Genomic DNA, 26,501 nt, shown 5'->3' on the forward strand with positions numbered 1-26,501 from the left:
CCGGGCGTCAGGCCCGCATCAGCGCCTCGATCTCGTCCGCCTTCACCGGCACGCCGCGCGAAATGAGCTCGCAGCCGGTGGCCGTAACGATCGCGTCGTCCTCGATGCGGATGCCGATGTTGTGGAACTGCTCCGGCACGCCGTCGGCGGGCCGCACGTAGATGCCGGGCTCCAGCGTCAGCACCATGCCGGGATGCAGGATGCGACTGGGCCGGTTCTTGATGACTTCGTTCGACAGCGGATCTTTCCGCTCGCTCACTTCGCCGACCTGCGTGGGCTCGACGTAGCTGCCGCAGTCGTGCACGTCCATGCCGAGCCAGTGGCCGGTGCGGTGCATGTAGAACTGGAAGTAGGCGCGCGAGTCGATCACGTCCTGCACGCCGCCGACCTTGTTGGCATCGAGCAGGCCGAAGTCGAGCATGCCCTGCGCCAGCACCTTCACGGCGGCGTCGTGCGGGTCGGTGAAACGATTGCCCGCCTTGGTGGCGGCGGCCGCGGCGTCCTGGCTGGCCAGCACCAGGTCGTACAGCGCGCGCTGCGGGCCGCTGAACTTGCCGTCGCCCGGGAAGGTGCGGGTGATGTCGCTGGCATAGCCGTCGAGCTCGCAGCCGGCATCGATCAGCACCAGCTCGCCCTTGCGCACCGGCGCCGCGTCGGCGCGGTAGTGCAGCACGCAGGCATTGGCGCCGGCCGCGACGATGGAGTAGTAGGCCGGGTACTGCGAGCCGCCCAAGCGGAACTCGTGCAGCAGCTCGGCGTCGAGGTGGTACTCGCGCGCATCCTTGCCCTCGCGCAGCATGCGGGCCGAGAGCTGCATGGCGCGGACGTGCGCGCGGGCGCTGATCTGCGCGGCGCGGCGCATGATGTCTTGTTCGTGCGCGTCCTTGATCAGGCGCATCTCGTCGAGCGGGCCGCACAGGTCGCGCTGCTCCTCGGGGCACAGCGCGCCGTAGCGCACGCGGGCGCGCACCGACTGCAGCCAGCCGTCGATGCGGGTCTCCAGGCCCTTGTGGATGGCGAACGGGAACCACACGGTCGAGCGGTTCTCGAGCAGCTTGGGCAGCTTCGCGTCGAGGTCGGTGACCGAGAAGGCCTCGTCGACGCCGAGTGCCGCGGGCGCCGCGTCGGGGCCGAGGCGGTAGCCGTCCCAGATCTCGCGCTCCAGGTCTTTCGGCGCGCAGAACAGCGTGGCGCGGCCGTCGCCTGCCAGCACCAGCCAGGCGTTGGGCTCGGTGAAGCCGGTCAGGTAATAGAAGTAGCTGTCGTGGCGGTACAGGAAGTCGGTGTCGCGGTTGCGCGGACGCTCGGGCGCGGTCGGGATGATCGCGATGCCATCCTTGCCCAGTTGCGAGGCGAGGCGCGCGCGGCGCTCGGCGTAGATCGTCATCGTGGAGGCTGCTGCTGAAGTCATCTTGGCGTGGTGTTCAGTTGGGCGAGTCGTTCGGGGGTGCCCACATCGGTCCAGGGGCCGGTGTAGAGCTCGGCGCTCACGAGTTCATTGTCCATCGCGGCGCGCAGGATCGGCGCCAATGGGGCTTTGCGGCCGGCCGGGTTGCCGGGCGGGATGTCGCAGTACGGCGGCGCGAAGAGTGCGGCTCGGTAGAGGCCGATGGTCGAGAAGGTGAACTTCTGGTCGGCCGTGTTGAGCGCGAGGCCGCCCGCCGAGAGGCCGAAATCGCCCTTGAGGTTGTGCGCCGGGTTCGGCACCAGCCACAGGTGCGCGAGCTTGCCGCTGGCGATGAAACGGTCGACCGAGGCCTGTGCGAACGCGAAATCGGGCGCGAACACGTCGCCGGCCGCGACCCAGAACACATCGCCAAGCAGGGGCAGCGCACGCACGATGCCGCCGGCCGTTTCGAGTGCGCCGCCGAAGTCGCGGCCTTCGTCGGAGTATGAAATCGATAGCGCAACACGCCCGCTCAGCAATGGATTCGGGCCGAAGCGGTCAGAAATCTGCGCGCCGAGCCAGTCGGTGTTGACCACCAGTTCGGTGAAGCCGCCAGCGGCCAGCGCCTCCATCGGCCACTGCATCAGGGGCTTGCCGCGCACTTCGAGCAGGGGCTTGGGCGTGGCGTCGGTCAGCGGCCGCATCCGCTCGCCGCGCCCGGCGGCCAGGATCATGGCCCGCACGGCGCTCACGCTGCGATCTGCCCGCGCCGCAGTTCGTTGCGCTCGCTATGACGGGGCTGGAACACCGAAATCAGGCACTCCATCAGCGCATGCGCCTTGGCCGAATGGTCGCCGCCGAAGTTGCAGACGTACACATCGAGCGTCACGCCGCGCTGCTCGGGCCAGGTGTGGATGCACAGGTGCGATTCGGCCAGCAGCACCGTGGCCGTGACCCCGCCCGGCCCCTGCGGCGTGGCGGGAAAGGAGTGAACTATCTTGCCCACCGCCTGCAGCCCCGCGGCCGACACCGCCTTGATGCAGACCGCCCCCAAGGCGGGGCCGTCGGTGAGCCATTGAAGGCCGCATTGGCAGTCGTGAAGGTCGGCGGTGAGGTGCAGCCCATGCATGGGTGGCAACTCTAGCAGTCCGCCCGCCGCACAAGAACATCGGAAGGGTGTTCAGGCTGTATCGGGGGCGGTCGGGGCTCGCCCGGTAAAATCACGGGTTCTCCCGACCCCAATCCTCCCTTTTCCCTCCGAAAGTCCACCGCACATGGCAAACCACGCCCTGATGGCCAACGCAATCCGCGCTCTGGCTATGGATGCCGTCCAACAAGCAAATTCCGGACATCCGGGCGCACCGATGGGCATGGCCGACATGGCCGTCGCACTCTGGGGCGAACACCTGCGCTACAACCCCGCCAACCCGCACTGGTTCGACCGCGACCGCTTCGTGCTCTCGAACGGCCATGCCTCGATGCTGCTGTACTCCGTGCTGCATCTCACCGGCTACGACCTGCCCATTGGCGAGCTCAAGAACTTCCGCCAGCTGCACAGCAAGACCGCCGGCCATCCTGAAGTCGACGTGACCCCGGGCGTGGAAACCACCACCGGCCCGCTGGGCCAGGGCATCACCAACGCCGTGGGCTTCGCGCTGGCCGAGAAGCTGCTCGCCGCCGAGTTCAACCGCAAGGACCACGACGTGGTCGACCATCACACCTACGCCTTCCTGGGCGACGGCTGCATGATGGAAGGCATCAGCCACGAAGCCTGCGCACTGGCCGGCGCCTGGCACCTGAACAAGCTGATTGCGCTGTACGACGACAACGGCATCAGCATCGACGGCCAGGTCAAGCCCTGGTACATCGACAACGTGGCCGAACGCTTCCACGCCTATGGCTGGCACGTGATCGGCCCGATCGACGGCAACGACGCCGCCGAAGTGTCCAAGGCCATCGCCAAGGCCAAGCAGTCGACCGACAAGCCCACGCTGATCAACTGCAAGACCGTCATCGGCAAGGGCAGCCCGAACCGCGCCGGCACCGCCAAGGCGCACGGCGAGGCGCTCGGCGCCGAAGAAATCAAGCTCACGCGCGACGCCATCGACTGGCACTACCCGCCCTTCGAGATCCCGGCCGAGGTGTACGCCGACTGGGACCACAAGGCCGCTGGCGCCAAGACCGAAGCCGCCTGGAACGACAAGTTCGCCGCCTACGCCGCCGCGTTCCCCGAACTGGCTGCCGAGTTCACCCGCCGCATGAAGGGCGAGCTGCCCAAGGACTTCCACCAGGTCGCTTTCGACACCGTGGTCGCCGCCCACACCAAGGCCGAGACCGTCGCCAGCCGCAAGGCCAGCCAGCTCGCGCTCGAAGCCTTCACGGCCGCGCTGCCCGAAATGCTCGGCGGCAGCGCCGACCTGACCGGCTCGAACCTCACCAACACCAAGAGCACCGCCGCTCTGCGCTTCGATTCGAAGACCGGCGCCGTGGTCCGCACCGAGCCCACCGAACAGCACCCCGAAGGCCAGATCGGCCGCCACATCAACTACGGCGTGCGCGAATTCGGCATGGCCGCCATCATGAACGGCGTGTCGCTGCATGGCGGCTACATCCCCTACGGCGGCACCTTCCTCACCTTCAGCGACTACAGCCGCAACGCCATCCGCATGGCCGCGCTGATGAAGCGCCGCGTGGTGCACGTGTTCACGCACGACTCCATCGGCCTCGGCGAAGACGGCCCGACGCACCAGTCGATCGAGCACGCCGCCTCGCTGCGCCTCATTCCGAATCTCGACGTCTGGCGTCCGGGCGACACGGCGGAAACCGCCGTGGCCTGGGCCGTGGCGCTGCAGAACCAGTCGCGCCCAACTGCGCTGCTGCTGAGCCGCCAGAACATCGCCTACGCGGCGAAGAGCGAACTCGGCGACATCAGCCGCGGCGCCTACGTGCTGTCCGAGCCGGAAGCCGTCGGCCTGAAGAACAAGAAGACCGTGGCCGTGATCATCGCCACCGGTTCGGAAGTGCAGCTCGCGATTGCCGCGCAGAAGCTGCTGGCCGACAAGAAGATCGCCGTGCGCGTGGTGTCGATGCCCTCGACCACCACCTTCGACCGCCAGGACCTCGCCTACAAAAAGGCCGTGCTGCCGAAGAAACTGCCGCGCATCGCCGTCGAAATGGGCTGCACCGGCGGCTGGTGGAAGTACGGCTGCGCCGCCGTCGTCGGCATCGACACGTACGGCGAATCGGCGCCCGCGCCGGAGCTGTTCAAGTACTTCGGATTCACGGCAGAGAACGTTGCCGCCACGGTGGAAGCGGCATTGCGCGACTGATCGGATCGTGCCGGTTCACGACAAACAAGTTTTTCAACCTTAGGAGCAAGTCAGATGGCTATCAAACTCGGTATCAACGGCTTCGGCCGCATCGGTCGCAACGTGCTGCGCGCAGCAGTGCAGAACTTCAAGAACGACATCGAGATCGTTGCCATCAACGACTTGCTCGAGCCCGACTACCTCGCCTACATGCTCCAGTACGACTCGGTGCATGGCCGCTTCAAGGGCGAAGTCACGGTTGAAGGCAACACGCTGATCGTGAACGGCAAGAAGATCCGCTTGACGCAGGAGCGCGACCCCGCGCAACTGAAGTGGAACGAAGTCGGCGCCGACGTCGTGCTCGAATCGACGGGCCTGTTCCTCACCAAGGAAACGGCGCAGAAGCACATCGACGCGGGCGCCAAGAAGGTCATTCTGTCGGCACCGTCGAAGGACGACACCCCCATGTTCGTCTACGGCGTGAACGACAAGAAGTACGCCGGCGAAGCCATCGTCAGCAACGCCAGCTGCACCACCAACTGCCTGGCCCCGCTGGCCAAGGTGCTGAACGACAAGTGGGGCATCAAGCGCGGCCTGATGACCACCGTGCACGCAGCCACCGCCACGCAGAAGACCGTGGACGGCCCGAGCAACAAGGACTGGCGCGGCGGCCGCGGCATCCTGGAAAACATCATTCCCTCGAGCACCGGTGCCGCCAAGGCCGTGGGCGTGGTGATCCCCGAGCTCAACAAGAAGCTCACGGGCATGAGCTTCCGCGTGCCGACCTCCGATGTGTCGGTGGTCGACCTGACGGTCGAGCTGGTGAAGGAAGCCACGTACAAGGAAATCTGCGCCGAAATGAAGGCACAGAGCGAAGGCGCGCTCAAGGGCGTGCTGGGCTACACCGAAGACAAGGTCGTGGCCACCGACTTCCGCGGCGACCCGCGCACTTCGATCTTCGACGCCGAAGCCGGCATCGCGCTCGACGGCACCTTCGTGAAGCTCGTGAGCTGGTACGACAACGAATGGGGCTACTCGAACAAGTGCCTGGAGATGGTGAAGGTTGTTTCGAAGTAAGGCTTCGCGGCTTCAACGAAAACGCGCCCGAGGGCGCGTTTTTTTATTGGGGCACTCTCAACGCAACTTCTCGTTCCTGCGAATCTCGCTGCTCAGCTGCGACGTCAACCGCGTTGCAGCCCTTCGAGCCGCCAGTCCGAAGTCGCCCTTGAACTCGCCGAACTCCGCCGTGCCGTTGCCCGTCGCACGCACGTGCGTGACCTCGGCGCCCGCTGCATCGGTCACCACGCACGAGACCTCGGCCGTGAACGAGGTCGGCGGCCAGCTGATGAACGACGACGAGCTGGAGTCGGTCTTGATACGCGGCGCGAACACCAGCGATACACCGGCCGCCTCGTTCGCCTTCGTGTCACCGGCGGTGCGCAGCACCACCACGTCGCGGTACACCGCGCGCAGCGCATCGCGGATCGACTTCTCCAGGTCGCGGTACGGGAAGTAGCTCACGCGGTCGCCGCTGCCGCCGGGGGTGATCACTTCCAGGTCGCGATCGGCATCGGTCATCACGTAGGCGACCTTCTTTTGAATCAGGTGCGCCTGCGAACGTTGCGGCGCGGTCTCGGTGATCATCGTGATCGGATGCACGCAGCCAGCGAGCAGCAGGGCCATGAGTGCCGCGCCCGTAACACGTCGAATCGCGGTCATCGGAAGTAAGAAGAACATCGTCATCGAAGCGCCTCCAGGCCTGTGAGGTCAGCGGCCGATGGCGGCCACGAACTGCGGATCGGCATACACCTGCCGCAGCAAGGCGCGCACGAGGCGCGGGTACGCAGCCTGTCCGGCTGGCACCGCAACGATGCTTGCGTAGCTCGAATCGAAGGCGGTCTCCGCGCGGTAGGCCTTGCGCAGGCGCTGAGCGCCGTCGCGCGTGACGGTGACTTCGACGTCCATGCGGCCGGTGCCGTTGATCACGCCGAGGTCGATCTCGTTGACCAGGATGCGTGCCGCGATGCGCGTGGGCGCCTTCGGGTCGTAGACGGAGATTTCGCTCAGGTCGCGCATCAGCGCGTCCTGCAGGTATTGCGCGAAGCTGCCGCTGGGCGACAGCAGCCTGGCGCTGCGAAGGCGCACGGTGTTGACCTTGTCTTCCGGCTCGGTCGGTTGCGCTTTCACGAGCGCCACCGGTCCGGGGCGCGTGGCCTCGAGGCGGTCGAGCGTCTCGTAGTCGGCCGCGTAGGGTGGCGCCAGCAACGGCGCGCAGCCGGTCGTCAGAACAAGGGCGGCCAGTAGTGCGCCGGGCGCGAGCCGAGCGCGCAAGCGGAAACCTCGCGAACGAAAGATCGCCATGCCTGCTGTCCCTCTCTCCATGCGGCCGTGCGATGCATGCATGGTGCATCCGCGATGCCTGCTCCCCGGCGCGACGGTAGCACGCATCGCGCCGCGCGCGAAGGCGGGAAACTCAGGCCGGCTTCAGACCGGTTCGAGCACGTGAATCAGCTTGCTCTCGGTGAACTCTTTCGTCTTCTCGCTGTGGGCCTTCATGTGGGGTGCGACCGCGTGCGCCTGCAGGTGCGCCAGCGTTTCCCACTTCTCGACGACCACGAAAGTGTCGGGGCCGAAGCTGGCCTTCGATGCCGGGACGCCCTGCGCATCGACCGTGGCGCCGTATTCGATGCAGCCCTCTTCGGCCAGCACGGCTGCGCGGTTGGCAGCAAAGGCTTCGAGCAGCTTGGCGCGCTGGCCCGGCTTGGCGGTGATGACGGCGACGACGTGAATCATTGAAAGAGTCTCCAGTTGGTAAGGTAGTACGACGGTCGAATCTAAGAGATTCGGCGCCGTCGCGCTGGTCCGGTCCGCGACAACACCACGGCCTTGTCCCTATCATCGCCCGCATGTTCTTCCCGCTGCCCCGCACGGCCACAGCGCCCTTCTGCCCATCCGAAGTGAAGGGCAGCGTGGCCGTTCCGCAAGACCTGCCCTTCTTCAAGAAGCTGATGCGCTACGCGGGCCCGGGCCTTCTGGTGTCGGTCGGCTACATGGACCCGGGCAACTGGGCGACCGACATCGAGGCCGGCTCTCGCTTCGGCTACGGCCTGCTGTTCGTGGTGCTGCTCGCGAGCCTCGCGGCGATGCTGCTGCAGACGCTGTGCGTGCGGCTGGGGCTCGTGGCGCAGAAGGATCTGGCGCGCGCCTGCCGCGAGCATTACTCGCCGCGCGTCAACCGCCTGCTATGGCTGGGCGCCGAGCTGGCCATCGTGGCCTGCGACCTCGCCGAGGTGCTGGGCAGTGCGCTCGCGCTGCATCTGCTGTTCGGCGTGTCGATTCCGGTGGGCATTGCCATCACGGCCTTCGACACGCTGCTGGTGCTGGGCCTGCAGGGCGCGGGTTTCCGCCGCGTGGAGGCCATCGTGCTCGGGCTGGTCGGCACCATCGCGGGCTGCTTCGTCGTCGAGCTGGCGATGTCGCCGCCCAACTGGTTCGGCGTGGCGATGGGCTTCGGCCCGAGCCTGGAGCGGTTGCACCAGCCGGGCGCGCTGTACCTGGCCATCGGCGTCGTCGGCGCGACGGTGATGCCGCACAACCTGTACCTGCATTCGTCCATCGTGCAGACCCGGCTGATTGCCAACACCGATTCGGCGCGCCGCGAGGCGGTGCGCTTCTGCACGCTCGACGCGGTGGTGTCGTTGTCGCTCGCGCTGCTGGTCAACGCGGCCATCATGGTGCTCGCCGCCAGCGCCTTTCATGCCACGGGCCACCGCGAAGTGACCGAGATCGACGACGCCTACCGGCTGCTCGAACCCATCGTCGGCAGTGCTTTCGCGGCCACGCTGTTCGGCATTGCGCTGCTGGCTTCGGGGCAAAGCTCGACCTTCACCGGCACCATCGCGGGCCAGATCATCATGGAAGGTTTTCTCGACCTGAAGATCCCGTGCTGGCAGCGCCGGCTGATCACGCGTGGGCTGGCGCTGGGCCCGGCCTGGCTCGGCGTCTGGTGGTTCGGCGATGGTGGCGTGGGCAAGATGCTGGTGCTCAGCCAGGTGGTGCTGAGCTTCCAGCTGCCCTTTGCGATGTGGCCGCTCATTCGCTTCACGAGCAGCCGCGCGATGATGGGCGGCTTCGCCAACGGGCCGGTGGTGAAGTCGCTGGCTTGGCTGTTGTTCGGCGTGATCAGTGCGGCCAACGTGTGGCTGATCGCTACGGTGGTCTCGGGCAGCTAGCGCTTGCCGGCGTCCTTCCACAGGTGCACCAGCGCTTCGGGTGCTTCGGCTTCCGGCACCTCGAAGCTCACTGAAATCTTCTGGTCTTCTTCGGCGCTTTCCACGACCACCTCGACGCGGTAATAGCGCTGGTCGCCGCTGGACAGCGCAGCACCAGCCTGCCCCGCATGCGGCACGGCGCTTTGCAGCGCATCGCCGATCTGCTGGCGCAGTTCGTCGGTGCAGTCGCCGAGCTGGAAGCTGCGCGGCTGAGACAGGCCGGGCATGTAGGCCACCCCGCCCTCGCGCGTCACACGCACGATGGTCGCTTTGTTCAATGGCGGCAGGCGGATCATGGCGAGATCACTCCCACGCCCTGCCAGGCGCCAGCCACTGCCTTGTGCACCGCGCTGCCGGCGCCGAAGCGCCGCGAGGCGACGTCGGTGCTGAGCGTTGCGAAGGCCTCGAAATCGGCGTCCTGGCGCAGGCGCTTGTCGCATACCGCGTCGTACCAGACACGGCCCGCGGTTTCCCATGCCTGCCCGCCGATGGCCATGGCCGCCAGATAGAAGGCACGGTTCGGAATGCCCGAGTTGATGTGCACGCCGCCGTTGTCCTGCGAGGTGGTGACGAAGTCTTTCATGTGCGCCGGCTGCGGGTCCTTGCCGATCACCGGGTCGTCGTAGGCGGTGCCGGGCTCGGCCATCGAACGCAGGGCCTTGGCCTTCACGCTCGCCGTGAAGAGGCCCGCGCCGATCAGCCATTCGGCCTGCTGCGCCGTCTGCCGCAGCGAGTGCTGCTTGACGAGCACGCCGAACACGTCGCAGATCGATTCGTTGAGCGCGCCGGGCTGCCCCTGGTAGATGAGCCCGGCCTCGTGGTCGATCACGCCGTGCGTGAGCTCGTGGCCGATGATGTCCACCGCGATGGTGAAGCGGTTCATGACCTCGCCGTCGCCGTCGCCGAACACCATCTGCTCGCCGTTCCAGAAGGCGTTGTCGTAGTCCTTGCCGTAGTGCACGCTGCCGGTCAGCGGCATGCTCGCGCCGTCGATGGAGTCGCGCTCGTACACGTCGTGGTACAGCCGCCAGGTTGCGCCCAGGTGGTCGTAGGCCTCGTCGGCCGCGATGTCGCCGGTGGCGGGCCGGCCCTCGGTGCGCACCAGCTTTCCTGGCAGCGTGGTTGTGTGCGCCGCGTCATGGATGGCGCGCTCCGGCGAGTTCGGTCGCGCCGGGCGTGGCCGCGCGGCCGTCGTGCTCGCTGTGCCCGAGGCAAGCTTTGGCGGCACGAAGCCGCGCAGCGCGCGGTGCTCGCGATCGATCGTCAGGGTGTTCACCGCACGCGCGCTGATGGATGCGCTGGCGTGCTCGGCGAGGCGGCTCAGCAGGTACGGCGGTATGAAGCCAGGCGGCAGGGTCTGCGGTGTGCGCGACGGCATGGGCGGGCCTTTCGTCGGGTGTCGATTGATTCAAAACACCGTAGCAGAAACACCCGTCCGCGCTTGTCGGATTGCGGCTCAAGCCCTCGGCGGCATGTCGTCTTTTCCGAGCGCGGCGGCCATGAAGTCGACGAAAGTTCGCACGCGCGCCGACAGCTGGTGGCGCTGCGGATACACCGCGTAGATATCGGCGTCGGGCGTGCGGTAGTTGGCCAGCACCTGCACCAGCCGGCCGCTGCGCAGGTAGCGCGCAATGTCCCACTCGGCGCGCATCAGGATGCCGTGGCCGTCCAGCGCCCAGTTGACCGCGATCTCCCCGTCGTTGGTGCTGAGCGCGCCGCGCGTCTTCACGGCCTCGGTGCGCTGCGCCGTGCCGCGCCCGGTGCTCAGCCGCCATATGCCGTAGGCCTCGTCGCCCTGGCGGATGCCGATGCAGCGGTGGTGCGTGAGGTCGTTGGGCACCTTGGGCTGTCCGGCGCGCGCCAGGTAGGCGGGCGAGGCGCACAGCAGCCGCCGGTTCGACGCGATGCGCCGCGCGATCACGCGGGCCTCGGGCGGCGCGCCGAAGCGTATGCAGACGTCGAAGGCATCGTCGGTCAGCGGCGGCGGGTTGACCGAGAGCTGCAGCTGCACTTCCACCTGCGGATGCTTGCGTGCGAACTTCGAGATCAGCGGCGCCACGTGACTGCGCCCGAAGCCCAGCGTGGCGTTCACGCGCAGCAGGCCCTGCGCCTCGCCCTTTGCGCCGCCCAGCAACTGAGCCATGTCGTCGATCTCACCGAGGATGCGGCGCGCGTGCGCCACGTACAGCTCGCCCTCGGGCGTGAGGCTCATGCGCCGCGTGGTGCGGTTCACCAGCGTGACGCCCAGGCGCGCCTCCATCAGCGCGAGCCGCTTGCTCACCGCGGGCGTGCTGATGCCGAGTTCGCGCGCCGCCGCGCTCAGGCTGCCGCAGGCCGCGAGCGAGGAGAAAAAGCCGAGGTCGGCAGGCTGGACCGGAGCAACCATGAGCGATCCGATTGTTGAACTGAGGTTAATGATGGATTCACTTTCGGCGTGAATCGTTCGGCGCGTCGGATCCTACAGTGGGCCACCACTACTACAGCGCACACAAGGACATCGATGAGCAGCTACAGCATTGCCACCATTCCCGGCGACGGCATCGGCAAGGAAGTGATCCCGGCGGGGCGCCAGGTGATGGAAGCGCTGGCCGCGGCCTCCGGTGGCGCGCTGCATTTCAGCTTCGAAGACTTCGGCTGGGGCGGCGACTGGTACCGCGCGCACGGCGAGATGATGCCGGCCGACGGCCTCGACGCACTGCGCAAGAAAGACGCAATTCTTTTCGGCTCCGCTGGCGATCCGCACATTCCCGACCACATCACGCTCTGGGGCCTGCGCCTGAAGATCTGCCAGGGCTTCGACCAGTACGCCAACGTGCGGCCCACGCGCATCCTGCCGGGCATCGACGGGCCGCTCAAGCGCTGCGCGCCGGGTCAGCTCGACTGGGTGATCGTGCGCGAGAACTCCGAGGGCGAGTACGCCGGCGTCGGCGGCCGCGTGCACCAGGGCCACCCCATCGAAGCCGCCACCGACGTGAGCATGATGACCCGCGCGGGCGTCGAACGCATCATGCGTTTCGCCTTCAGGCTGGCCCGCTCGCGGCCGCGCAAGCTGCTCACCGTGGTCACCAAGAGCAACGCGCAGCGCCACGCGATGGTGATGTGGGACGAGATCGCGCTGCAGATCTCGAAGGAGTTCCCCGACGTGACATGGGACAAGGAACTGGTCGACGCCTGCACCGCGCGCATGGTCAACCGCCCGGCCTCGCTCGACACCATCGTCGCCACCAACCTGCACGCCGACATCCTCAGCGACCTCGCGGCGGCGCTGGCGGGCAGCCTGGGCATCGCGCCCACCGGCAACATCGACCCGGAGCGGCGCTATCCGTCGATGTTCGAGCCCATCCACGGTTCGGCCTTCGACATCATGGGCAAGGGGCTGGCCAATCCGGTCGGCACCTTCTGGTCGGTGGTGATGCTGCTCGAGCACCTGGGCGAGGCCGAGGCCGCGCGCCGCGTGATGGCTGCGGTGGAGCACGTCACGGCCAACCCGTCGCTGCACACCCGCGACCTGGGCGGCAGCGCGACCACGGAGCAGGTGACGCGCGCGGTATGCGCGCACATTGCCGGCGAGGCCGTGCGGCTTGCGGCCTGACCGATTCGAGCGACACGACGGTATCCGCGCGCCTCGATGCGCGCATCACAACAGCGAGCCGGAGACAAAACCATGACAGCAGCTTCCTTCCCCCAGCGCCACCGGCGCACGGTGCTTCGGGCCGCGGCGCTCGCGCTCGGCCTCGGCGCCTCTGCGCTGGCGTTTGCGCAGCAGGCACCCGCCGGCTGGCCGACGCGGCCCATCAGCCTCGTCGTGCCCTTCCCGGCTGGCGGCACCACCGACGTGCTGGCCCGCGCGCTGGCCGACAGGCTTTCGCAATCGCTCGGCCAGCCGGTGGTGGTCGAGAGCAAGCCCGGCGCCGGCGCCACGCTCGGCGCCGACTACGTGGCCAAGGCCAAGCCCGACGGCTACACGCTGCTCATGGGCGCGGTGCACCACACCATCGCAACCAGCGTCTACAAGAAGCTGCCCTACGACTTCCAGAAAGACCTGGCGCCGATCACCGTCGTGGCCATGGTGCCCAACGTGCTGGTCATCAACGCCGCCAACACGCCCGCGAAGAACGTGGCCGAACTGGTTGCGTTCGCCAAGGCCTCGCCCGGCAAGCTGGCCTACGGCTCCAATGGCAACGGCACGGCGCAGCACCTGATCGGCACGCAGTTCCAGTCCAGCACCGGCACCACGCTGCTGCACGTGCCCTACAAGGGCAGCGGCCCGCTCACCACCGACCTGCTCGGCGGGCAGGTGGCGATGTCCTTCGACACCATCACGCCGGTGCTGCAGCACATCAAGGGCGGCAAGCTGCGCGCGCTGGCCGTGACCACCGCGCGCCGCTCGTCGGTGCTGCCGGACGTACCGACGCTGGAGGAAGCGGGGCTCAAGGGCTTCGACATCGGCACCTGGTTCGGCGTGCTTGCGCCGGCAGCCACGCCGAAGGAGATCGTTGCGCGCCTCAACGCCGAGATGGTGAAGATCATCCACTCGCCCGATTTCGCGCAGCGCATGCAGGCCATCGGCGCCGAGCCGCTGGGCGGCACGCAGGAAGAAATGGCGCGGCAGATTCGGGAAGAGACGGCCAAGTTCGCGAAGCTGGTGAAAGAGGGGGGCGTGGTGATCGACTAGCGAGCAGTCTGTTACGGGTGTGCACACCTCGCCCGGGCGGGCGTCTTGCCAAGGTCATAGGATCGGGGCTTCCGAATTCACCGCCATCCTGCCCATGTTCATCGTCACCCTTACCTACATCCGCCCGCTCGAAGAAGTCGACGCGCTGATGGACCCGCACATGGTCTGGTTGAGGAAGCACTATGAAAGCGGGCTGTTCGTGGCTTCGGGCCGCCAGGTGCCGCGCACGGGTGGCGTGATCCTCGCCCGTTCGGGCGACCGCGAAGGGCTGGAGGCCGTGCTGGCGCGCGACCCGTTCGTGCAGGGCGGCGTGGCGCGCGCCGACGTGACCGAGTTCGTGCCGAGCATGACGGCCCCCAGCATCGAGGTTCTGAAGACGTTCTGACGAAGAACGTCTTTTTTTCGCTCAGGCTCCCGGCACTTCCTCGTGGCCGCCGGGGTGCCGCGCAAAGCGCGCGGCCTCGCGGTCGTGCACCGGCGCCGGATCGTCCCATGGCCAGCCGCCGAATTGCGTGCGGCGGTAGTCGGCCATGGTCTGGCTGATCTCGGCCTGCGTGTTCATCACGAAGGGGCCGTACTGCGCCACCGGTTCGGCGATCGGGCGGCCCTGCAGCACCAGGAACTCGCTCGTTTCACCGTCGCCGTTGACGATTTCCACGGCCGCATCCGCGCGCAGCTCGACGGCCGCCGGGCCTTCCACGCGCTCGCCGGCAATGTGCGCCATCGCCCCCTTGAAGAAGTACAGCATGCGCCGCGTGCCTTCGCCCGTGGCGGCCGGCAGCGTCCATTGCGCGCCGGGCGTCATCTTCAGCGTCCAGATCGCCACGTCGGCGTCGGCCTGCGCGGCCCATGAATCGGGCGGCGGCGCCAGCGGCTGGATCGGGTCCTGCCCGCTGGCGGCATCGCCGAGCCGGCCCGCGATCACTGCAACCTCGGTGCGGCCGCCCTTCGCGTCGTCGGAGGCGAAGCGCGGAATGGCGTCGGACCAGAACATCGTGAAGTGCGGCTCGGCCATCTTGCTCCTGGCGGGCAGGTTGAGCCAGATCTGGAACAGCTCCAGCGGGTTCGGCGCGCCGGCGTCGAGCAGCGGGAACATTTCAGAGTGCACGATGCCTTTGCCGGCCGTGAGCCACTGCACGTCGCCGCCGCCGAAGCGCGCGGTGGCGCCCAGCGAGTCGGAATGGTCGACCAGGCCTTTGCGCACGATGGTCACGGTTTCGAAGCCGCGGTGCGGGTGCGAGGGAAAGCCCGGCACCGTGTCGCCGTGGTACATGCTCCAGCCGTCCTTGCGGCTGAAGTCCTGGCCGATCTGGCGGCCGGCCAGCGAGGCCTCGGGGCCCATCTGGCCGTTGGCCTTCGGGTAGGCGTCGTCGTGGTAGACGCAGAACAGGAACGGGTCGATCGTCTGCCACGGGAAGCCGAGTGGCTTGACCTGGACGACGGGGCCCTTGTTGTTGTCGGACATTTCAATATTCCTTTCCATGTGGGGCGCGGCCGATGATGCCGTGCCAGTGGATGGAATATCGGGGCGCCGCCGCCTTCCGGTAGAGGCCTTCCGTGCAACAGTGAAGAGCGCGTATGGAACGATGGGCATCGCTCTTTTTCCCTTTCGGGCGTGCCTGCCGGCGCTTTACTGCTTCGGCATTTCGGCGTTCGGGTCCATGTACACCAGCTCCCACAGGTGGCCGTCGATGTCCTGGAAGCCGTGGCCGTACATGAAGCCGTAGTCCTTCGGCTCGCTCGGGGTGGTGCCGCCGGCGGCCTTGGCCTTGGCCACGAGCTCGTCGACTTCGGCGCGGCTCTCGCATGAAAGGCACAGCAGCACTTCGGTGCTCTTCGACGTGTCGGTGAGGCTCTTTGTGGTGAAGGTCTTGAAGAACTCCTCGACCAGCAGCATGACGTGGATGCTGTCCTTCTGGACGACCATGCACGCGGCGTTGGCGTCGGTGAACTGCGCGTTGAAGGTGTAGCCCAGCGCGGCGAAGAAGGTCTTGGTCTTCTCGAGGTTCTTGACGGGGAGGTTCACGAAGATCTGCTTGGTGGCCATGGTGTCGTCCTGTATCGGTGGATGGATGGATGTGGAGGCATTTCGCGGCGCCTTGTGTACGCCGTCCACAAAAGATACCAAAGAAAATGGACGGCGTCCACATATTTTCTCGGACGTGCAGCTAGGAGGCATTTTTCGGCAGAAATTTCACGACAGCCAAACCCTGCCGCTTGCGGCCCCTGAAATGCGTTGCATCCAAATGAGATCAGATCGTCAGGCACGAAGTTTGCATCAGAAAAAACTATGCAAAGGCGTGACCAAGAAGGGTGATTTCTATGAGTCAATTAACGGCGCGTTTCACCTTAAGGCAAATTAAGTACTTTGTTGCCGTGGTGGAAGAGGACAGCATCGTCGAAGCTGCGCGGAAGCTTCACATCTCTCAGCCATCCATCTCCGTTGCCATAAAAACACTGGAAGAAATACTGGATCAACAGCTGTTGATCCGGCATCACGCACAGGGTGTCTCGCTTACATCCAACGGGCGCAGAGTTTATGAACAGGCCAAGCATCTATTGCAGCTTTCTCACGATCTGGAGCAAAACTCAAACGCCGAATGGAACCTGATATCCGGAACCATTGCCTTGGGCTGCTTTGAATCCATGGCTCCGCTGTACATGCCAAAGTTGATTGCCGGATTCAAGGGTGTCTATCCGCAGATCAATATCCAGCTGCACGATGGCGAACAGCACGAACTGATGCAGGGATTGCATCGAGGGCGATTTGATCTGGCATTCTTATACGATCTGGAGCTGGGCAATTCGATATACAAGGAGGAATTGAATGCACCGCATAAACCTTATGCGCTGCTCCCGGTTGACCATCGATTGGCAAGAAAAAAATCAGTGACATTGGAAGATTTGAGCATCGAGCCAATGATCCTGCTGGACGTCGTGCCAAGTCGAAACTACTTCATCGACATTTTCAAAAACCGGGGATTCCATCCAACCGTTGCGTATAGCTCGCCGTCGATCGAGATGGTCCGCTGCATGGTAGGTCGAGGTCTGGGATTTTCGTTGCTGGTCACTCGCCCGTGCACCGAAAGCACATACGACGGAAAGCAACTGGTTCAGTTGGATATAGAAGATGAAATGCCTGCTTCCACGTTGATCATGGCATATCTGAAAAATAACCAGCCCTCGCCGGCAACAAGGCTGTTCATGGACTATTGCCGCAGCGTGGATTTGACCCCGCCATCACAAATCTCGCGGCAAGTCAGTTCGGATATCGAATCATGCCAATGACCCCCTCGCAGGTCGTTTATTGATCGCACCAAGGGCAAGCACCTTGAGCCATTGCTAGGGGCCAGCAGCACATACCCCACTCGCGCGCGTCCCAGCGCGCAGTCGCCCCTCCAGCCGGATCAGCTCACCGAGCCGGCAGTCCAGACCGCACAGACCAGTCCACTCCGCGCAAGGGCAGGTCGACAAAGTCCATTGGCAAATCTCAGACGACGCCAACGACAAATAAACAAGCTGAACCCGTTCGCACCAGAACCGTGAAACCGCACCATCATGGAATATTTAAAACCAAAAAGAGGCGCATTCAGGCCCATAACTCAGGATTTTCGACCAGATGTTTGTATAGGGCACGCCTATATAAGACTTAGGTATTTGATAGTTGACCCGATGCAAGGCCGAGCCAGATACTCAAGTCGTCTTGCAAAGCCCTGTCATCGACTTTTCCAACCCACCTTTAATTGCTATTGCTGCGAAAAGTAAATATGACATTTGATTGGCAATACATGTTCAGCCTGTTAAGGCTGCAGGATTTCTGGCTGGCGACGCTGACTGTCATAAAGCTCAGTATTTGCACCTGGGTCGTGAGTGTCGTTTTCGGATTTGTTCTGGCACTTGCAAAGCAGTCTTCGAAGCCGTTGATCAGCCTGCCTGCGCGTTGCTATATCTGGTTGTTTCGCAGTCTGCCCCTGCTGGTGTTGTTGATCTTCACTTACAACCTGCCTCAAGCGTTTCCGTCCAGTCAGGTTGTTCTCAATGATCCATTCTGGGCCGGCTTTATTGCCTTGGTGATTTGCGAAACCGCATACATCGCAGAAATTCACCGCGGCGGTCTGCTTTCGATTCCCAAGGGCCAGTACGAAGCTGCCATTGCGCTGGGGCTGCGATTCATGGGAATTCAATACAGGGTGGTGGTACCTCAAGCCATTCGCGTGGCCCTCCCGTCATTGACCAACGAGTTCATCTCGATCGTCAAACTCAGTTCCCTGGTATCCGTCATTTCGTTGACGGAAATTCTGATGGTCGGCCAACGCCTTTATTCGCAGAATTTCCTGGTGATGGAAACCATGACAGCAGTTGCGATTTACTACGTCTTGATTGTGACGGTATTTGATTTTGTCCTGAAAAGACTGGAACATTTTCTGGACGTTACCAAGCGCAAAGTGGCAAGGACGCCTGATGAGGATGTATTCGAGAAAGCCAGGAACAGTGCGACGCAATCTCGCCGTCCACAGACCAGCTCGAACATCCCGGCACTCGAAGCATTCAGACTGCACAAGGCTTACAACAATGTCGAGGTTCTGGGCGCAGTCAACCTGAAAGTTGAGCAAGGGCAAGTCGTATCCGTGATCGGCCCTTCCGGCTCCGGAAAAACCACGCTGATTCGCCTTCTCAATGGTTTGGAAAAACTCGACAACGGCGATATCAAGATCAATGGTGAACCGTTTATTCATCTGAGCAGGCAGGGTGCTCAGAAGCCCAGGCTGATCGAGGATCTCAAGCACCGCTTGGACATCGGAATGGTTTTCCAGAGTTTCAACCTGTTCCCGCATCTCACGGTATTGAATAACCTGCTTTTGGCGCCGCGTTATCACGGCACTGCGCCAATCTCCGATCTGAAGCAGCAAGCATACGAATTACTGCTGAAAGTCGGCATGCTCGAGCATGTCTTCAAATACCCCCATCAGCTGTCCGGGGGGCAACAGCAACGCGTGGCAATTGCCCGGGCACTGATGATGCGCCCTCAAATCATGCTGTTCGATGAGCCGACCTCGGCATTGGATCCGGAGAAAGTCACCGAAGTGCTTCAAGTCATCGAAACGCTTGCCAGCGAGGGCATCACCATGGTGATCGTCACACACGAAATGAATTTCGCGTTCAAGGTGTCGGACCGGATTGTATTCATGGAAAAAGGACGCGTGGTTTGCGATGACACGCCCGAAGTTTTCAGAAGTGGAAAAAATGCACGTGTTGAAGCGTTCCTGAAAGACGTTTCATTGGCATGAATATTTGCGATGTGTCAATTTATATTTTCCGAAGGAATTGAAATGATCGAGCAGTGGCAAATTGACAAATACCACGAAGAAGGTGTGCTGGTTGTGGAAGGGGTCCTGTCTCCCGAAGAAGTCAAATCGTTGAACGACGATTTCGAACAATGGGTTGAAGAAAGCCGCGCCAGGACCGCGCCATGGGGTGAAACGCAGGATGGGCGCCCGCGATTCGACATCGAAGATGACCATCGGGCGGACCATCCGTCGCTCCGGCGCGTCAATTCACCCACCGAGATTTCGGCGGCCTACAAGAAGATTGCGCTGGAATCCCGCATGGCCGCCATTGCGGCCCAGTTGATCGGTGGCTCGGGGGCGCGCTTTCACCACAGCAAGATCAATTCGAAACTGCCTCACACCAAGACCGTGGTGAAGTGGCATCAGGACTTTCCCTTCACGCCGCACAGCAACGACGATCTGGTCACGGCGCTGCTGATGGTGAGCGATGTCACACCCGAAAACGGACCTCTGCAGGTTGCAACCGGCAGCCATAAAGGGCCGCTCTGGTCGCATTGGCAAAACAACCGATTCACAGGAACGGTTGAAAACGCTGTGGTGGATGAACATTGCCAGGATCCGGTGTCATGTTATGCGCCGTCGGGCTCCGTATGTTTCATGCACACGCGTCTGTTGCACGCGTCGAGCCCCAATAACACCGAGCTTCCCCGCACGCTGTTCATCAGTGTCTATGCGGCAGAGGATGCCTTGCCGTTTTGCGAGAGCCCATTGCCCAGCGTGCACGCCGGACTCATGGTCGCAGGACAGGAGAGCGGGCTGGTTCGAAGTACGGTGAATGAATTGCGCTTGCCGCAAAAACCGCGCGGCGCATCGTTTTTTCTGCAACAAGCCGGCACTGACACCGCGGCTGCCTAATTCCTCAACTCGGAAGTTTTACCATCATGAATTACCGTTCGATCTGCAAAAGCATTCCTCTGGTCTTGAGCGCTGCGGTCATTGCAACCGCTTCTTTCAACGCCGCGGCTTTCCAACAGCCGGGCAAGATCACCGCCGGTTCCGACCTCACATTTTTTCCATATGAATATATGGACAACAACCAGCCTGCAGGTTTTGATGTCGAATTTCTCGACGGTCTTGCAAAAATAATGGGGCGTAAGGCCGAGAACATCGATACCAGGTTTCCCAATCTGATCACGGGGCTGCAGGGTGGTCGTTTCGACATCATCAATTCATCGATGTACATCACTGCCGAGCGCGTCAAGGTGATGGACATGATTCCGTACCTGAAAAGCGGCGAGTCGATCCTGGCGCTCAAGGGTGCCGAGTACCAGCCGAAAAAGCCCGAAGACTTCTGCGGTCACAAGATCGGCTCGATGGGCGCCACGTCCTGGCTTCAGCAAATGAGAAAGCTCTCCACCGAATACTGTGTCAAGAACGGCAAGAAGCCCATTGAGATCAGTGAATACGGCACCGATCCGCAAACCACCCAGGCGCTGCTGTCCAAGGCCGTGGAAGCTCAAATCACCGACGCCGCCGTCGCTCGCGGTGCGATCGAGAAACTGGGTGATCGGATCTCGATTTCTTCCGACACGCTCATCTACCCGGTCCTGAACGGTTTCGGGGTGAAAAAGGGCAATGATGAAGTCAAGAAAGCATTGATTGATGCCTTGAACAAATACAAGGTAACGCCGGAATATGCCGCGCTGCTGAAGAAGTACAAGTTCGAGCCGCCAGCAGAAAAAGACCTGCAAGAGCTGATGCCCAAGCCCTGACCTGTTTGCGGAGCAAGAAGCCATGGCGTTAAACCACGAAGAAAATCTGCGCGTCGATCTTGCCGCGACTTTTCGAATCATCGCGCATCTCGGAATGCACGAGGCTGTGGCCAACCACTTCAGCGCTGCGGTTTCGGACGACGGCAAGAAATTCTTGCTCAATCCGAAGTGGATGCATTTTTCCCGCATTCGTGCCGGCGATTTGCTATTGCTCGATGCAGACGACGAGTCAACTGCCAGCCGTAAAGATGTGGACGCCACGGCCTGGGCCATTCACGGCCAGATCCACCAGATGCTGCCTGCCGCGCGGGTGGTGCTTCATTTGCACCCGGTCTTTGCAACCAGCATCGCATGTTTGCAGAACCCGCAGATTTCTCCCATCGATCAAAACACCGCGCGCTATTTCAACAGGGTCGCGGTGGACGAGATGTACGGAGGAATGGCCGACACGACCGCCGAGGGTGCCCGGCTGGCGGGTCTGTTGAAAGACAAAACACGTCTTTTGATGGGCAACCACGGTGTGATGGTCGTCGGCAAGACCATCGGCGAGGCATTTGACGACATGTGGACGCTCGAAAGATCTTGTCAGATCCTGGTTACCGCGTGGTCAACGGGCCAGCCGCTTCGGGTTCTTTCAGACGAAGTCGCGGAGAAAACAGCGCGGAGCTGGGAAAAGATTACGGATTTCTCCGAGCAGCATTTCGAAGAAATGAAGTATTTGATGATCAAGCACGATCCATCGCTGGCTGATTGAGCCGTCACCGTGATTTGTTGATGGCAATTCCTATTGCCATGCAGCCGGAAAACTTCGCCCGAGAGATGAGCAATGACCGAAATTGTGAATGAAATTGACACGCTCGTTGTTGGCGCCGGACAAGCTGGCGTTGCAATGAGCGAACATTTGAGTCGAACTGGAGTTCCGCACGTGGTGCTGGAAAAAAACCGTATCGCCGAAGCGTGGCGCACGGGTAGATGGAATTCATTGGTCGCCAACGGCCCGGCGTGGCATGACCGTTTTCCGGGCCTCGAGTTCGATGTTGCTCCGAACTCCTTCGCAAGCAAGGACCAGGTTGCAGAGTACTTCGAGCGCTACGCAAAGAAGTTCGACGCGCCCATCCGCACCGGGGTGGATGTCCAGCGCGTGACCCGCAACCCGGGCCGCACCGGATTCGTGGTCGAGACCTCTCAAGGTACTTTCTGGGCCCATCGGGTTGTCGTTGCGACCGGTCCTTTTCAAAAACCCGTCGTGCCGTCCATTGCGCCCGTCGATCCCGCGCTGTACCAGATTCACTCGGCGAAGTACTTCAGTCCTGACCAGTTGCCCGCGGGCGACGTGTTGGTTGTGGGTGCTGGCTCGTCTGGCGTGCAGATTGCCGAAGAACTGCATTCTTCCGGCAAGAAGGTCTACCTTTCGGTCGGCCCTCACGAGCGGCCCCCCCGCACATACCGTGAGCGCGATTTCTGCTGGTGGCTGGGCGTGCTCGGCCTTTGGGATTCCGAATCCGTGCAGCCCGGTCGGGAGCACGTCACCATTGCCGTGAGTGGCGCCAGTGGCGGCCACACGATCGATTTCAGGCGCCTGGCGCAGTCCGGCATCACGCTGGTCGGGCAGACCGAGGCGTTCGCGGATGGCAAGGTCACGTTCAAGTCCGATCTGGCCGAGAACCTTCAGCGAGGCGACGACAGCTATCTGTCTCTCCTGGATGCCGCCGATGCCTATGTCGAGCGCAACGGACTCGTGTTGCCGCTGGAGCCGCAGGCGCGGGAGCGCGTGGCAGATGCGGCCTGCATCACCGAGCCCCTGCAAGCGCTGGATCTGCAAAAGGCCAATGTCACGTCGATCATCTGGGCAACGGGCTATGCGGCGGACTACAGCTGGCTGCAGGTCGACACTTTGCAGGCCAATGGCAAGCCACGCCACCAGCGCGGCGTGGGCGCGGAGCCGGGCGTTTATTTCGTTGGCCTGCCTTGGTTGTCGCGCCGCGGTTCCGCGTTCATCTGGGGGGTGTGGCACGACGCAAAGCATGTGGCAGATCACATCGCGATCCAGCGCCAATACCAACAGCATCACGCCAGCCGGCAACAGACTCCGAACGCCAGTGGGGCCGACTCCCGCGAAGCTGTGGTCTGACGCTCACTGCACACGCCAACTTTTCACCATCGATCCAGAATGACAACGCCAACGCACACCCGAATCCGCATGTTCAACACGCGGGAGACCTACCCCAATCAGAGCCTGGACAACGATCTGTGCCAGGCTGTACGCGCCGGCAACACCGTTTATGTGCGCGGCCAGGTCGGCACGGATTTCGATGGAAATCTTGTGGGCCTGGGCGATCCCCGTGCACAAGCGGAGCAGGCGATGAAGAACGTGAAGCAGCTCCTGGAAGAGGCCGGCAGCGACATGTCGCACATCGTCAAGACCACCACCTACCTCACCGACCCGCGCTATCGCGAAGCCGTGTATCAGGAAGTGGGCAAGTGGCTGAAGGGTGTGTTTCCCATCTCCACGGGTCTGGTTGTCGTGGCGCTCGGTCAGCCTCAGTGGCTGATGGAGATCGACGTCATTGCAGTCATTCCAGATTGAAAGGAGCACCCACATGACGCTATCCATCGTTGGCCGCTGCGCCGAAACGGGTCAGCTGGGAGTCGCCATCAGTTCTTCCAGCATCGCCGTAGGCGCGCGCTGCCCTTGGCTGCGAAGCAGTGTTGGCGCGGTGTCTTCACAGAACATTACGTTGCCGGCTTTGGGCCCGGAAACTCTGGGTCTGCTGGAGAAGGGACTGTCGCCAGACGACGCGCTGAATGAAGCGCTCGCGACTGACAGTCACAGCCAATACCGCCAGCTGATCGCTATCGACTCCCGAGGTCGCACGGCGCATTTCAGCGGAGGCAAGACGCTGGGGGTGTACAAGGCGATGTCCGGCGATCAGTGCGCCGCCGCCGGCAACATGCTGGCCAGCCCGTCGGTGATAGACGCCATGGTGGAGGCCTTCGCTGCTTCATCGGGACACTTGGCCGATCGCCTGATCGCAGCCATGCAGGCGGGTCTCGCGGAAGGCGGCGAAGCGGGCCCGCTGCATTCGTCGGCGCTGATGGTGATCGATGATTTCGTATGGCCGATCGTCAACCTGCGAGTCGATTGGGTGGATGAAGATCCCATCGGAGAGCTTGAAAGGCTCTGGCAAGCTTACAAACCGCAGATGCAGGACTACATCGACCGAGCCCTGGAGCCAGCCCGGGCTCCCGGATATGGCGTTCCCGGAGACGATAGGTAGGTTGCAGTCGCCGGGTCAGAGGTCGGTGGAATCCAGCATGTCGGCATTCGATCTGACGAACGGGGGTGCGGCGTAAAACCTGGACTGGTCAAGCAACGAATCCAAGGTGCGGTCGGAGCCCTCGCTCAGTGGGCACCGACGTGAGCGCGCTTGAGGCCCGACAGCCACTGCAGGAATGCCTGCAGCCCGGGGCTCACAGGCCGACCCAGCGGGTATGCGACGTGGTAGGCCAAATGGCCCGGCAACGTGTGCCGGCAGACGATGACCAGACGCCCGTCTGCCAGCTCGTTCTCGATCAATTGACGAGCAACAAGGGCCACGCCCAGGCCCGACACAGCGGCACTGGCGAGCAAGGAAAACATCTCGTAGCGCGGTCCGTTGACGGCGGACAGATCGCCATCCATGCCGGTTGCCTGGAACCACTCGCGCCATGCATCCACGCGCGTCGCGAGGTGCAGCAATGGCATGCGTGCGACCTGCTCGGGCCGCAGCGAACGCCGCGCACCGAGAAGGCTCGGCGCGCATACCGGTGCCAGATCGCCTTCGGGCAGCAGTTCAAACCCTTGCACGCCTGGCCACTGCATCGCCCCGAAATGGATCGCCGCATCGAACGGCTCTTCTTCGAACAGGAATCTTCGGTTCCGGATTGCCAGGTTGATGGTGATATCCGGGTGCAGGACGCGGAACTGCGGTAGCCGCGGGATCAGCCACGAACTCGCAAGCGTCGGCGTGACCGCCACTTCCAGCGTCTGGCCGCGCCCGCCCCTGGCCATCAGTTCGAGCGTGTCACGCTCGATGCGGTCCAGGCTTTCGTGAATGCGCGCCGCATAGCGCTTGCCATGCTCTGTCAGCAGGAGGCGCTGCTTGCTACGCACGAACAAAGGAACACCGACACGGTCTTCCAGTGCCGCCACCTGCCGGCTCACCGCGCTGTGCGTAATGGACAGTTCCTCGGCAGCGCGCGCAAAGCTCTGGTGCCGCGCCGAGGACTCGAACATCTCCAGAGTGACCAGGCTCGGAATGCGTCTGCGCATGGGATCCCTTCCAAAAACGAACGAAGTACGACCGCGTCCGCAACGAGGTACCTGAGCGAACACGGTGGATCGTCATCGGTGTAGCGATTTCCGGGCCAATTCGCAAGGCACGCTGCTGACCACGCATCGGTCACTTCGTTCCTCAGGAGAACGAAGTGCTTCCGCAATATCAATTGCACGTTGCCAGACGCGATCACACACTTTGCGCAGACGAATCTCCGGAGATCCTGATGAGTTTTCTTTCGACCGAAGTGCGATCGCACCGCCTTGCCAAACTGCAGCACGTGATGGACGCGGCCCGGCTCGACGCCCTCGCGCTCAGCGGCGTCGAGTGGTTCGAGTTCGCCACCAACCACAACATCACGGTGGGGGGATGGGAACGGCCCTACGTCGTGGTCCTTACGCGCGACGGCCGCTGCGTCGCGCTGATGCACGACCTGTCCTCCGTCCGCGCCAACCACGCGCTGCACAGCGGCCGCATGTGGTTGGACCAGGCGCACTACTACGCCGAGGTTCCGCACGTGACGCAGCGCCGCCCGTTGCTGCCGTTGTGGGCCGAGACGCTCGCCGCGCTGTTGCAGCAACTGGGACTGGCGGCCGCACGCATCGGCGTGGATGCAATCCCGGCACCCATGCAGCGGCTCGGGCAGATGCTGCCGGAACTCAAGCTGTTGCCGGCGGGCCGCTGGCTGCGGGATGCGCGCCTGGTCAAGCATGCCGAGGAACTCGCGCTGCTGCGCGCGGCTGCTTCCTTGTCGGACTGGGCGATGGCACGCTATCGGTCCGAGATCCGTCCAGGGCGCAACCTGCAGGAACTGGATCACACGGTCGCGGCACAGACCTGCGTCGAGGCCGGCCGCCGATTCCCCGGGGAAGACTTCCAGATCCTGCGCTTCATGTCGCTCAGCGGCCCGGCCTCGGCCGCTGCACACGGCGACGCGAGCCAGTCCGGCGCCACGGTGCTCGCAGACAAGGCAACGGTGACGATCTGCAATGTGCGGCTGAACGGCATGAGCATGGAGAACCAGCGCACCTTCGCCGTCGGATGCGTCGACGAGACCACGCGCCAACTGATGCGCGTTGCGCTCGAATCCAACGAGGCCGGCTTGCGCGCAGCGTGCACCGGCGCGCCGCTGGCAGGCATCGACGAGGCATCGCTCGATGTGATCAGCCGCGCCGGATACGGCCAGCACGTGCTGCACCGCACTGGCCACGGCATCGGCGTAGGCACGCACGAGTACCCCGAGGACATGGCCTTCAACACGCGCCCCCTGCTGGAGCACGAAGCCATCATCGTCGAGCCTGGCATCTACGTCCCGGGTCTTGGAGGCTTCCGATATGTCGATGGCGTGATCGTCGGCGCCGAGCCCGAGCGCGTGACCCATGCACCCAAGGATTTCGCCAGCATGTGCATTGCCTGAGCTCCTTGAGCTCCCTGAGGGCACCGCGCGACAGCCCTTTGCTCACCTTTTCCCCTCTCTTCCATGC

At 63.4% G+C, this 26,501-nt stretch carries 27 protein-coding genes; 15 read left to right on the top strand and 12 right to left on the bottom strand.

Annotation, left to right across the window (positions count from 1 at the left end):
* Positions 1 to 7: 7 nt before the first annotated feature.
* Genes NWF24_RS32550 through speD form a run of 3 tightly spaced genes read right to left on the bottom strand, consistent with a single transcriptional unit; the run spans position 8 to position 2,516 of the window.
* Complete coding sequence (locus NWF24_RS32550) at positions 8 to 1,411, bottom strand: aminopeptidase P N-terminal domain-containing protein (protein ID WP_258352124.1); 1,404 nt, start codon at positions 1,409 to 1,411, stop codon at positions 8 to 10.
* Positions 1,408 to 2,121: a nucleotidyltransferase family protein gene (locus NWF24_RS32555; RefSeq protein WP_309148892.1), complete on the bottom strand. Its 714-nt coding sequence runs from the start codon at positions 2,119 to 2,121 to the stop codon at positions 1,408 to 1,410. The genes NWF24_RS32550 and NWF24_RS32555 overlap by 4 nt, the downstream gene beginning before the upstream one ends.
* A gap of 14 nt (positions 2,122 to 2,135) precedes the next feature.
* Complete coding sequence (speD, locus tag NWF24_RS32560) at positions 2,136 to 2,516, bottom strand: adenosylmethionine decarboxylase (protein ID WP_258352125.1); 381 nt, start codon at positions 2,514 to 2,516, stop codon at positions 2,136 to 2,138.
* Between the two features lie 145 nt (positions 2,517 to 2,661).
* On the opposite strand from speD, the gene tkt reads away from it, so the two are divergent.
* A complete protein-coding gene (tkt, locus tag NWF24_RS32565) occupies positions 2,662 to 4,716 on the top strand; it encodes a transketolase (RefSeq protein ID WP_258352126.1) in 2,055 nt (684 codons plus the stop codon).
* 54 nt (positions 4,717 to 4,770) lie between these two features.
* Positions 4,771 to 5,772: a type I glyceraldehyde-3-phosphate dehydrogenase gene (gene gap, locus NWF24_RS32570; protein ID WP_093076388.1), complete on the top strand. Its 1,002-nt coding sequence runs from the start codon at positions 4,771 to 4,773 to the stop codon at positions 5,770 to 5,772.
* Between the two features lie 57 nt (positions 5,773 to 5,829).
* Here the strand turns inward: gap and NWF24_RS32575 are convergent, their stop codons facing one another.
* The 3 genes from NWF24_RS32575 to NWF24_RS32585 form a co-directional block, all read right to left on the bottom strand.
* Entirely contained in the window at positions 5,830 to 6,378 is a 549-nt protein-coding gene (locus NWF24_RS32575) for a hypothetical protein (RefSeq protein WP_258352127.1), read from the bottom strand.
* An 84-nt stretch (positions 6,379 to 6,462) separates the two neighbouring features.
* Positions 6,463 to 7,026 carry a hypothetical protein gene (locus tag NWF24_RS32580; protein ID WP_258352128.1) on the bottom strand — a complete coding sequence of 188 codons (564 nt, stop codon included), beginning with the start codon at positions 7,024 to 7,026 and terminating at the stop codon, positions 6,463 to 6,465.
* Positions 7,027 to 7,179: 153 nt separating this feature from the next.
* Positions 7,180 to 7,488 carry a putative quinol monooxygenase gene (locus tag NWF24_RS32585; protein WP_258352129.1) on the bottom strand — a complete coding sequence of 103 codons (309 nt, stop codon included), beginning with the start codon at positions 7,486 to 7,488 and terminating at the stop codon, positions 7,180 to 7,182.
* A gap of 113 nt (positions 7,489 to 7,601) precedes the next feature.
* On the opposite strand from NWF24_RS32585, the gene NWF24_RS32590 reads away from it, so the two are divergent.
* Positions 7,602 to 8,927, top strand: coding sequence for an Nramp family divalent metal transporter (locus NWF24_RS32590; protein WP_258352130.1), 1,326 nt, complete (start codon positions 7,602 to 7,604; stop codon positions 8,925 to 8,927).
* Here NWF24_RS32590 and NWF24_RS32595 read toward each other — a convergent pair.
* The 3 genes from NWF24_RS32595 to NWF24_RS32605 all read right to left on the bottom strand — a co-directional run bounded on the left by NWF24_RS32595 (position 8,924) and on the right by NWF24_RS32605 (position 11,352).
* A complete protein-coding gene (locus tag NWF24_RS32595; protein ID WP_258352131.1) occupies positions 8,924 to 9,262 on the bottom strand; it encodes a protealysin inhibitor emfourin in 339 nt (112 codons plus the stop codon). The genes NWF24_RS32590 and NWF24_RS32595 overlap by 4 nt on opposite strands.
* Complete coding sequence (locus tag NWF24_RS32600) at positions 9,259 to 10,344, bottom strand: M4 family metallopeptidase (protein WP_258352132.1); 1,086 nt, start codon at positions 10,342 to 10,344, stop codon at positions 9,259 to 9,261. The genes NWF24_RS32595 and NWF24_RS32600 overlap by 4 nt, the downstream gene beginning before the upstream one ends.
* A 78-nt stretch (positions 10,345 to 10,422) precedes the next feature.
* Entirely contained in the window at positions 10,423 to 11,352 is a 930-nt protein-coding gene (locus NWF24_RS32605; RefSeq protein ID WP_258352133.1) for a LysR family transcriptional regulator, read from the bottom strand.
* 114 nt (positions 11,353 to 11,466) lie between these two features.
* On the opposite strand from NWF24_RS32605, the gene NWF24_RS32610 reads away from it, so the two are divergent.
* From NWF24_RS32610 to NWF24_RS32620, 3 genes are all read left to right on the top strand, one after another.
* Positions 11,467 to 12,558, top strand: a complete 1,092-nt coding sequence (locus tag NWF24_RS32610; RefSeq protein WP_258352134.1) for a tartrate dehydrogenase — start codon at positions 11,467 to 11,469, stop codon at positions 12,556 to 12,558.
* Between the two features lie 72 nt (positions 12,559 to 12,630).
* Positions 12,631 to 13,641, top strand: a complete 1,011-nt coding sequence (locus tag NWF24_RS32615) for a tripartite tricarboxylate transporter substrate binding protein (RefSeq protein ID WP_258352135.1) — start codon at positions 12,631 to 12,633, stop codon at positions 13,639 to 13,641.
* Between the two features lie 94 nt (positions 13,642 to 13,735).
* Positions 13,736 to 14,026, top strand: coding sequence for a YciI family protein (locus tag NWF24_RS32620; protein ID WP_258352136.1), 291 nt, complete (start codon positions 13,736 to 13,738; stop codon positions 14,024 to 14,026).
* Positions 14,027 to 14,047: 21 nt separating this feature from the next.
* Here NWF24_RS32620 and NWF24_RS32625 read toward each other — a convergent pair whose 3' ends face one another.
* Both NWF24_RS32625 and NWF24_RS32630 read right to left on the bottom strand, forming a co-directional pair.
* The gene (locus NWF24_RS32625; RefSeq protein WP_258352137.1) at positions 14,048 to 15,106 is read right to left on the bottom strand and encodes a pirin family protein; all 1,059 of its coding nucleotides are present in this window, start codon (positions 15,104 to 15,106) and stop codon (positions 14,048 to 14,050) included.
* 165 nt (positions 15,107 to 15,271) lie between these two features.
* Positions 15,272 to 15,688 (bottom strand): VOC family protein, encoded by a 417-nt coding sequence (locus NWF24_RS32630; protein ID WP_258352138.1) that lies wholly within the window; start codon positions 15,686 to 15,688, stop codon positions 15,272 to 15,274.
* Positions 15,689 to 15,963: 275 nt separating this feature from the next.
* On the opposite strand from NWF24_RS32630, the gene NWF24_RS32635 reads away from it, so the two are divergent.
* The 8 genes from NWF24_RS32635 (at position 15,964) to NWF24_RS32675 (ending at position 23,979) form a co-directional block, all read left to right on the top strand.
* On the top strand, positions 15,964 to 16,929 hold the full coding sequence (locus NWF24_RS32635; protein WP_258352139.1) for a LysR family transcriptional regulator: 966 nt from the start codon (positions 15,964 to 15,966) through the stop codon (positions 16,927 to 16,929).
* A 479-nt stretch (positions 16,930 to 17,408) separates the two neighbouring features.
* The gene (locus NWF24_RS34235) at positions 17,409 to 18,929 is read left to right on the top strand and encodes an amino acid ABC transporter permease/ATP-binding protein (RefSeq protein WP_309148850.1); all 1,521 of its coding nucleotides are present in this window, start codon (positions 17,409 to 17,411) and stop codon (positions 18,927 to 18,929) included.
* 42 nt (positions 18,930 to 18,971) lie between these two features.
* Entirely contained in the window at positions 18,972 to 19,844 is an 873-nt protein-coding gene (locus NWF24_RS32650) for a phytanoyl-CoA dioxygenase family protein (RefSeq protein ID WP_258352140.1), read from the top strand.
* Positions 19,845 to 19,870: 26 nt separating this feature from the next.
* Complete coding sequence (locus NWF24_RS32655; RefSeq protein WP_258352141.1) at positions 19,871 to 20,701, top strand: ABC transporter substrate-binding protein; 831 nt, start codon at positions 19,871 to 19,873, stop codon at positions 20,699 to 20,701.
* Positions 20,702 to 20,723: 22 nt separating this feature from the next.
* Positions 20,724 to 21,455 carry a class II aldolase and adducin N-terminal domain-containing protein gene (locus NWF24_RS32660; protein WP_258352142.1) on the top strand — a complete coding sequence of 244 codons (732 nt, stop codon included), beginning with the start codon at positions 20,724 to 20,726 and terminating at the stop codon, positions 21,453 to 21,455.
* A gap of 72 nt (positions 21,456 to 21,527) precedes the next feature.
* Complete coding sequence (locus NWF24_RS32665; RefSeq protein WP_258352143.1) at positions 21,528 to 22,832, top strand: flavin-containing monooxygenase; 1,305 nt, start codon at positions 21,528 to 21,530, stop codon at positions 22,830 to 22,832.
* Positions 22,833 to 22,871: 39 nt separating this feature from the next.
* Positions 22,872 to 23,288: a RidA family protein gene (locus NWF24_RS32670; RefSeq protein ID WP_258352144.1), complete on the top strand. Its 417-nt coding sequence runs from the start codon at positions 22,872 to 22,874 to the stop codon at positions 23,286 to 23,288.
* A 13-nt stretch (positions 23,289 to 23,301) separates the two neighbouring features.
* On the top strand, positions 23,302 to 23,979 hold the full coding sequence (locus NWF24_RS32675; protein ID WP_258352145.1) for a DUF1028 domain-containing protein: 678 nt from the start codon (positions 23,302 to 23,304) through the stop codon (positions 23,977 to 23,979).
* Positions 23,980 to 24,104: 125 nt separating this feature from the next.
* Here the strand turns inward: NWF24_RS32675 and NWF24_RS32680 are convergent, their stop codons facing one another.
* Positions 24,105 to 25,013 (bottom strand): LysR substrate-binding domain-containing protein, encoded by a 909-nt coding sequence (locus tag NWF24_RS32680; protein ID WP_258352146.1) that lies wholly within the window; start codon positions 25,011 to 25,013, stop codon positions 24,105 to 24,107.
* Positions 25,014 to 25,243: 230 nt separating this feature from the next.
* Here NWF24_RS32680 and NWF24_RS32685 point away from each other — a divergent pair, with 230 nt between their 5' ends.
* Positions 25,244 to 26,434, top strand: a complete 1,191-nt coding sequence (locus tag NWF24_RS32685; RefSeq protein ID WP_258352147.1) for a M24 family metallopeptidase — start codon at positions 25,244 to 25,246, stop codon at positions 26,432 to 26,434.
* Positions 26,435 to 26,501: the final 67 nt, after the last annotated feature.

Source organism: Variovorax paradoxus (assembly GCF_024734665.1).
GTDB lineage: Bacteria > Pseudomonadota > Gammaproteobacteria > Burkholderiales > Burkholderiaceae_C > Variovorax.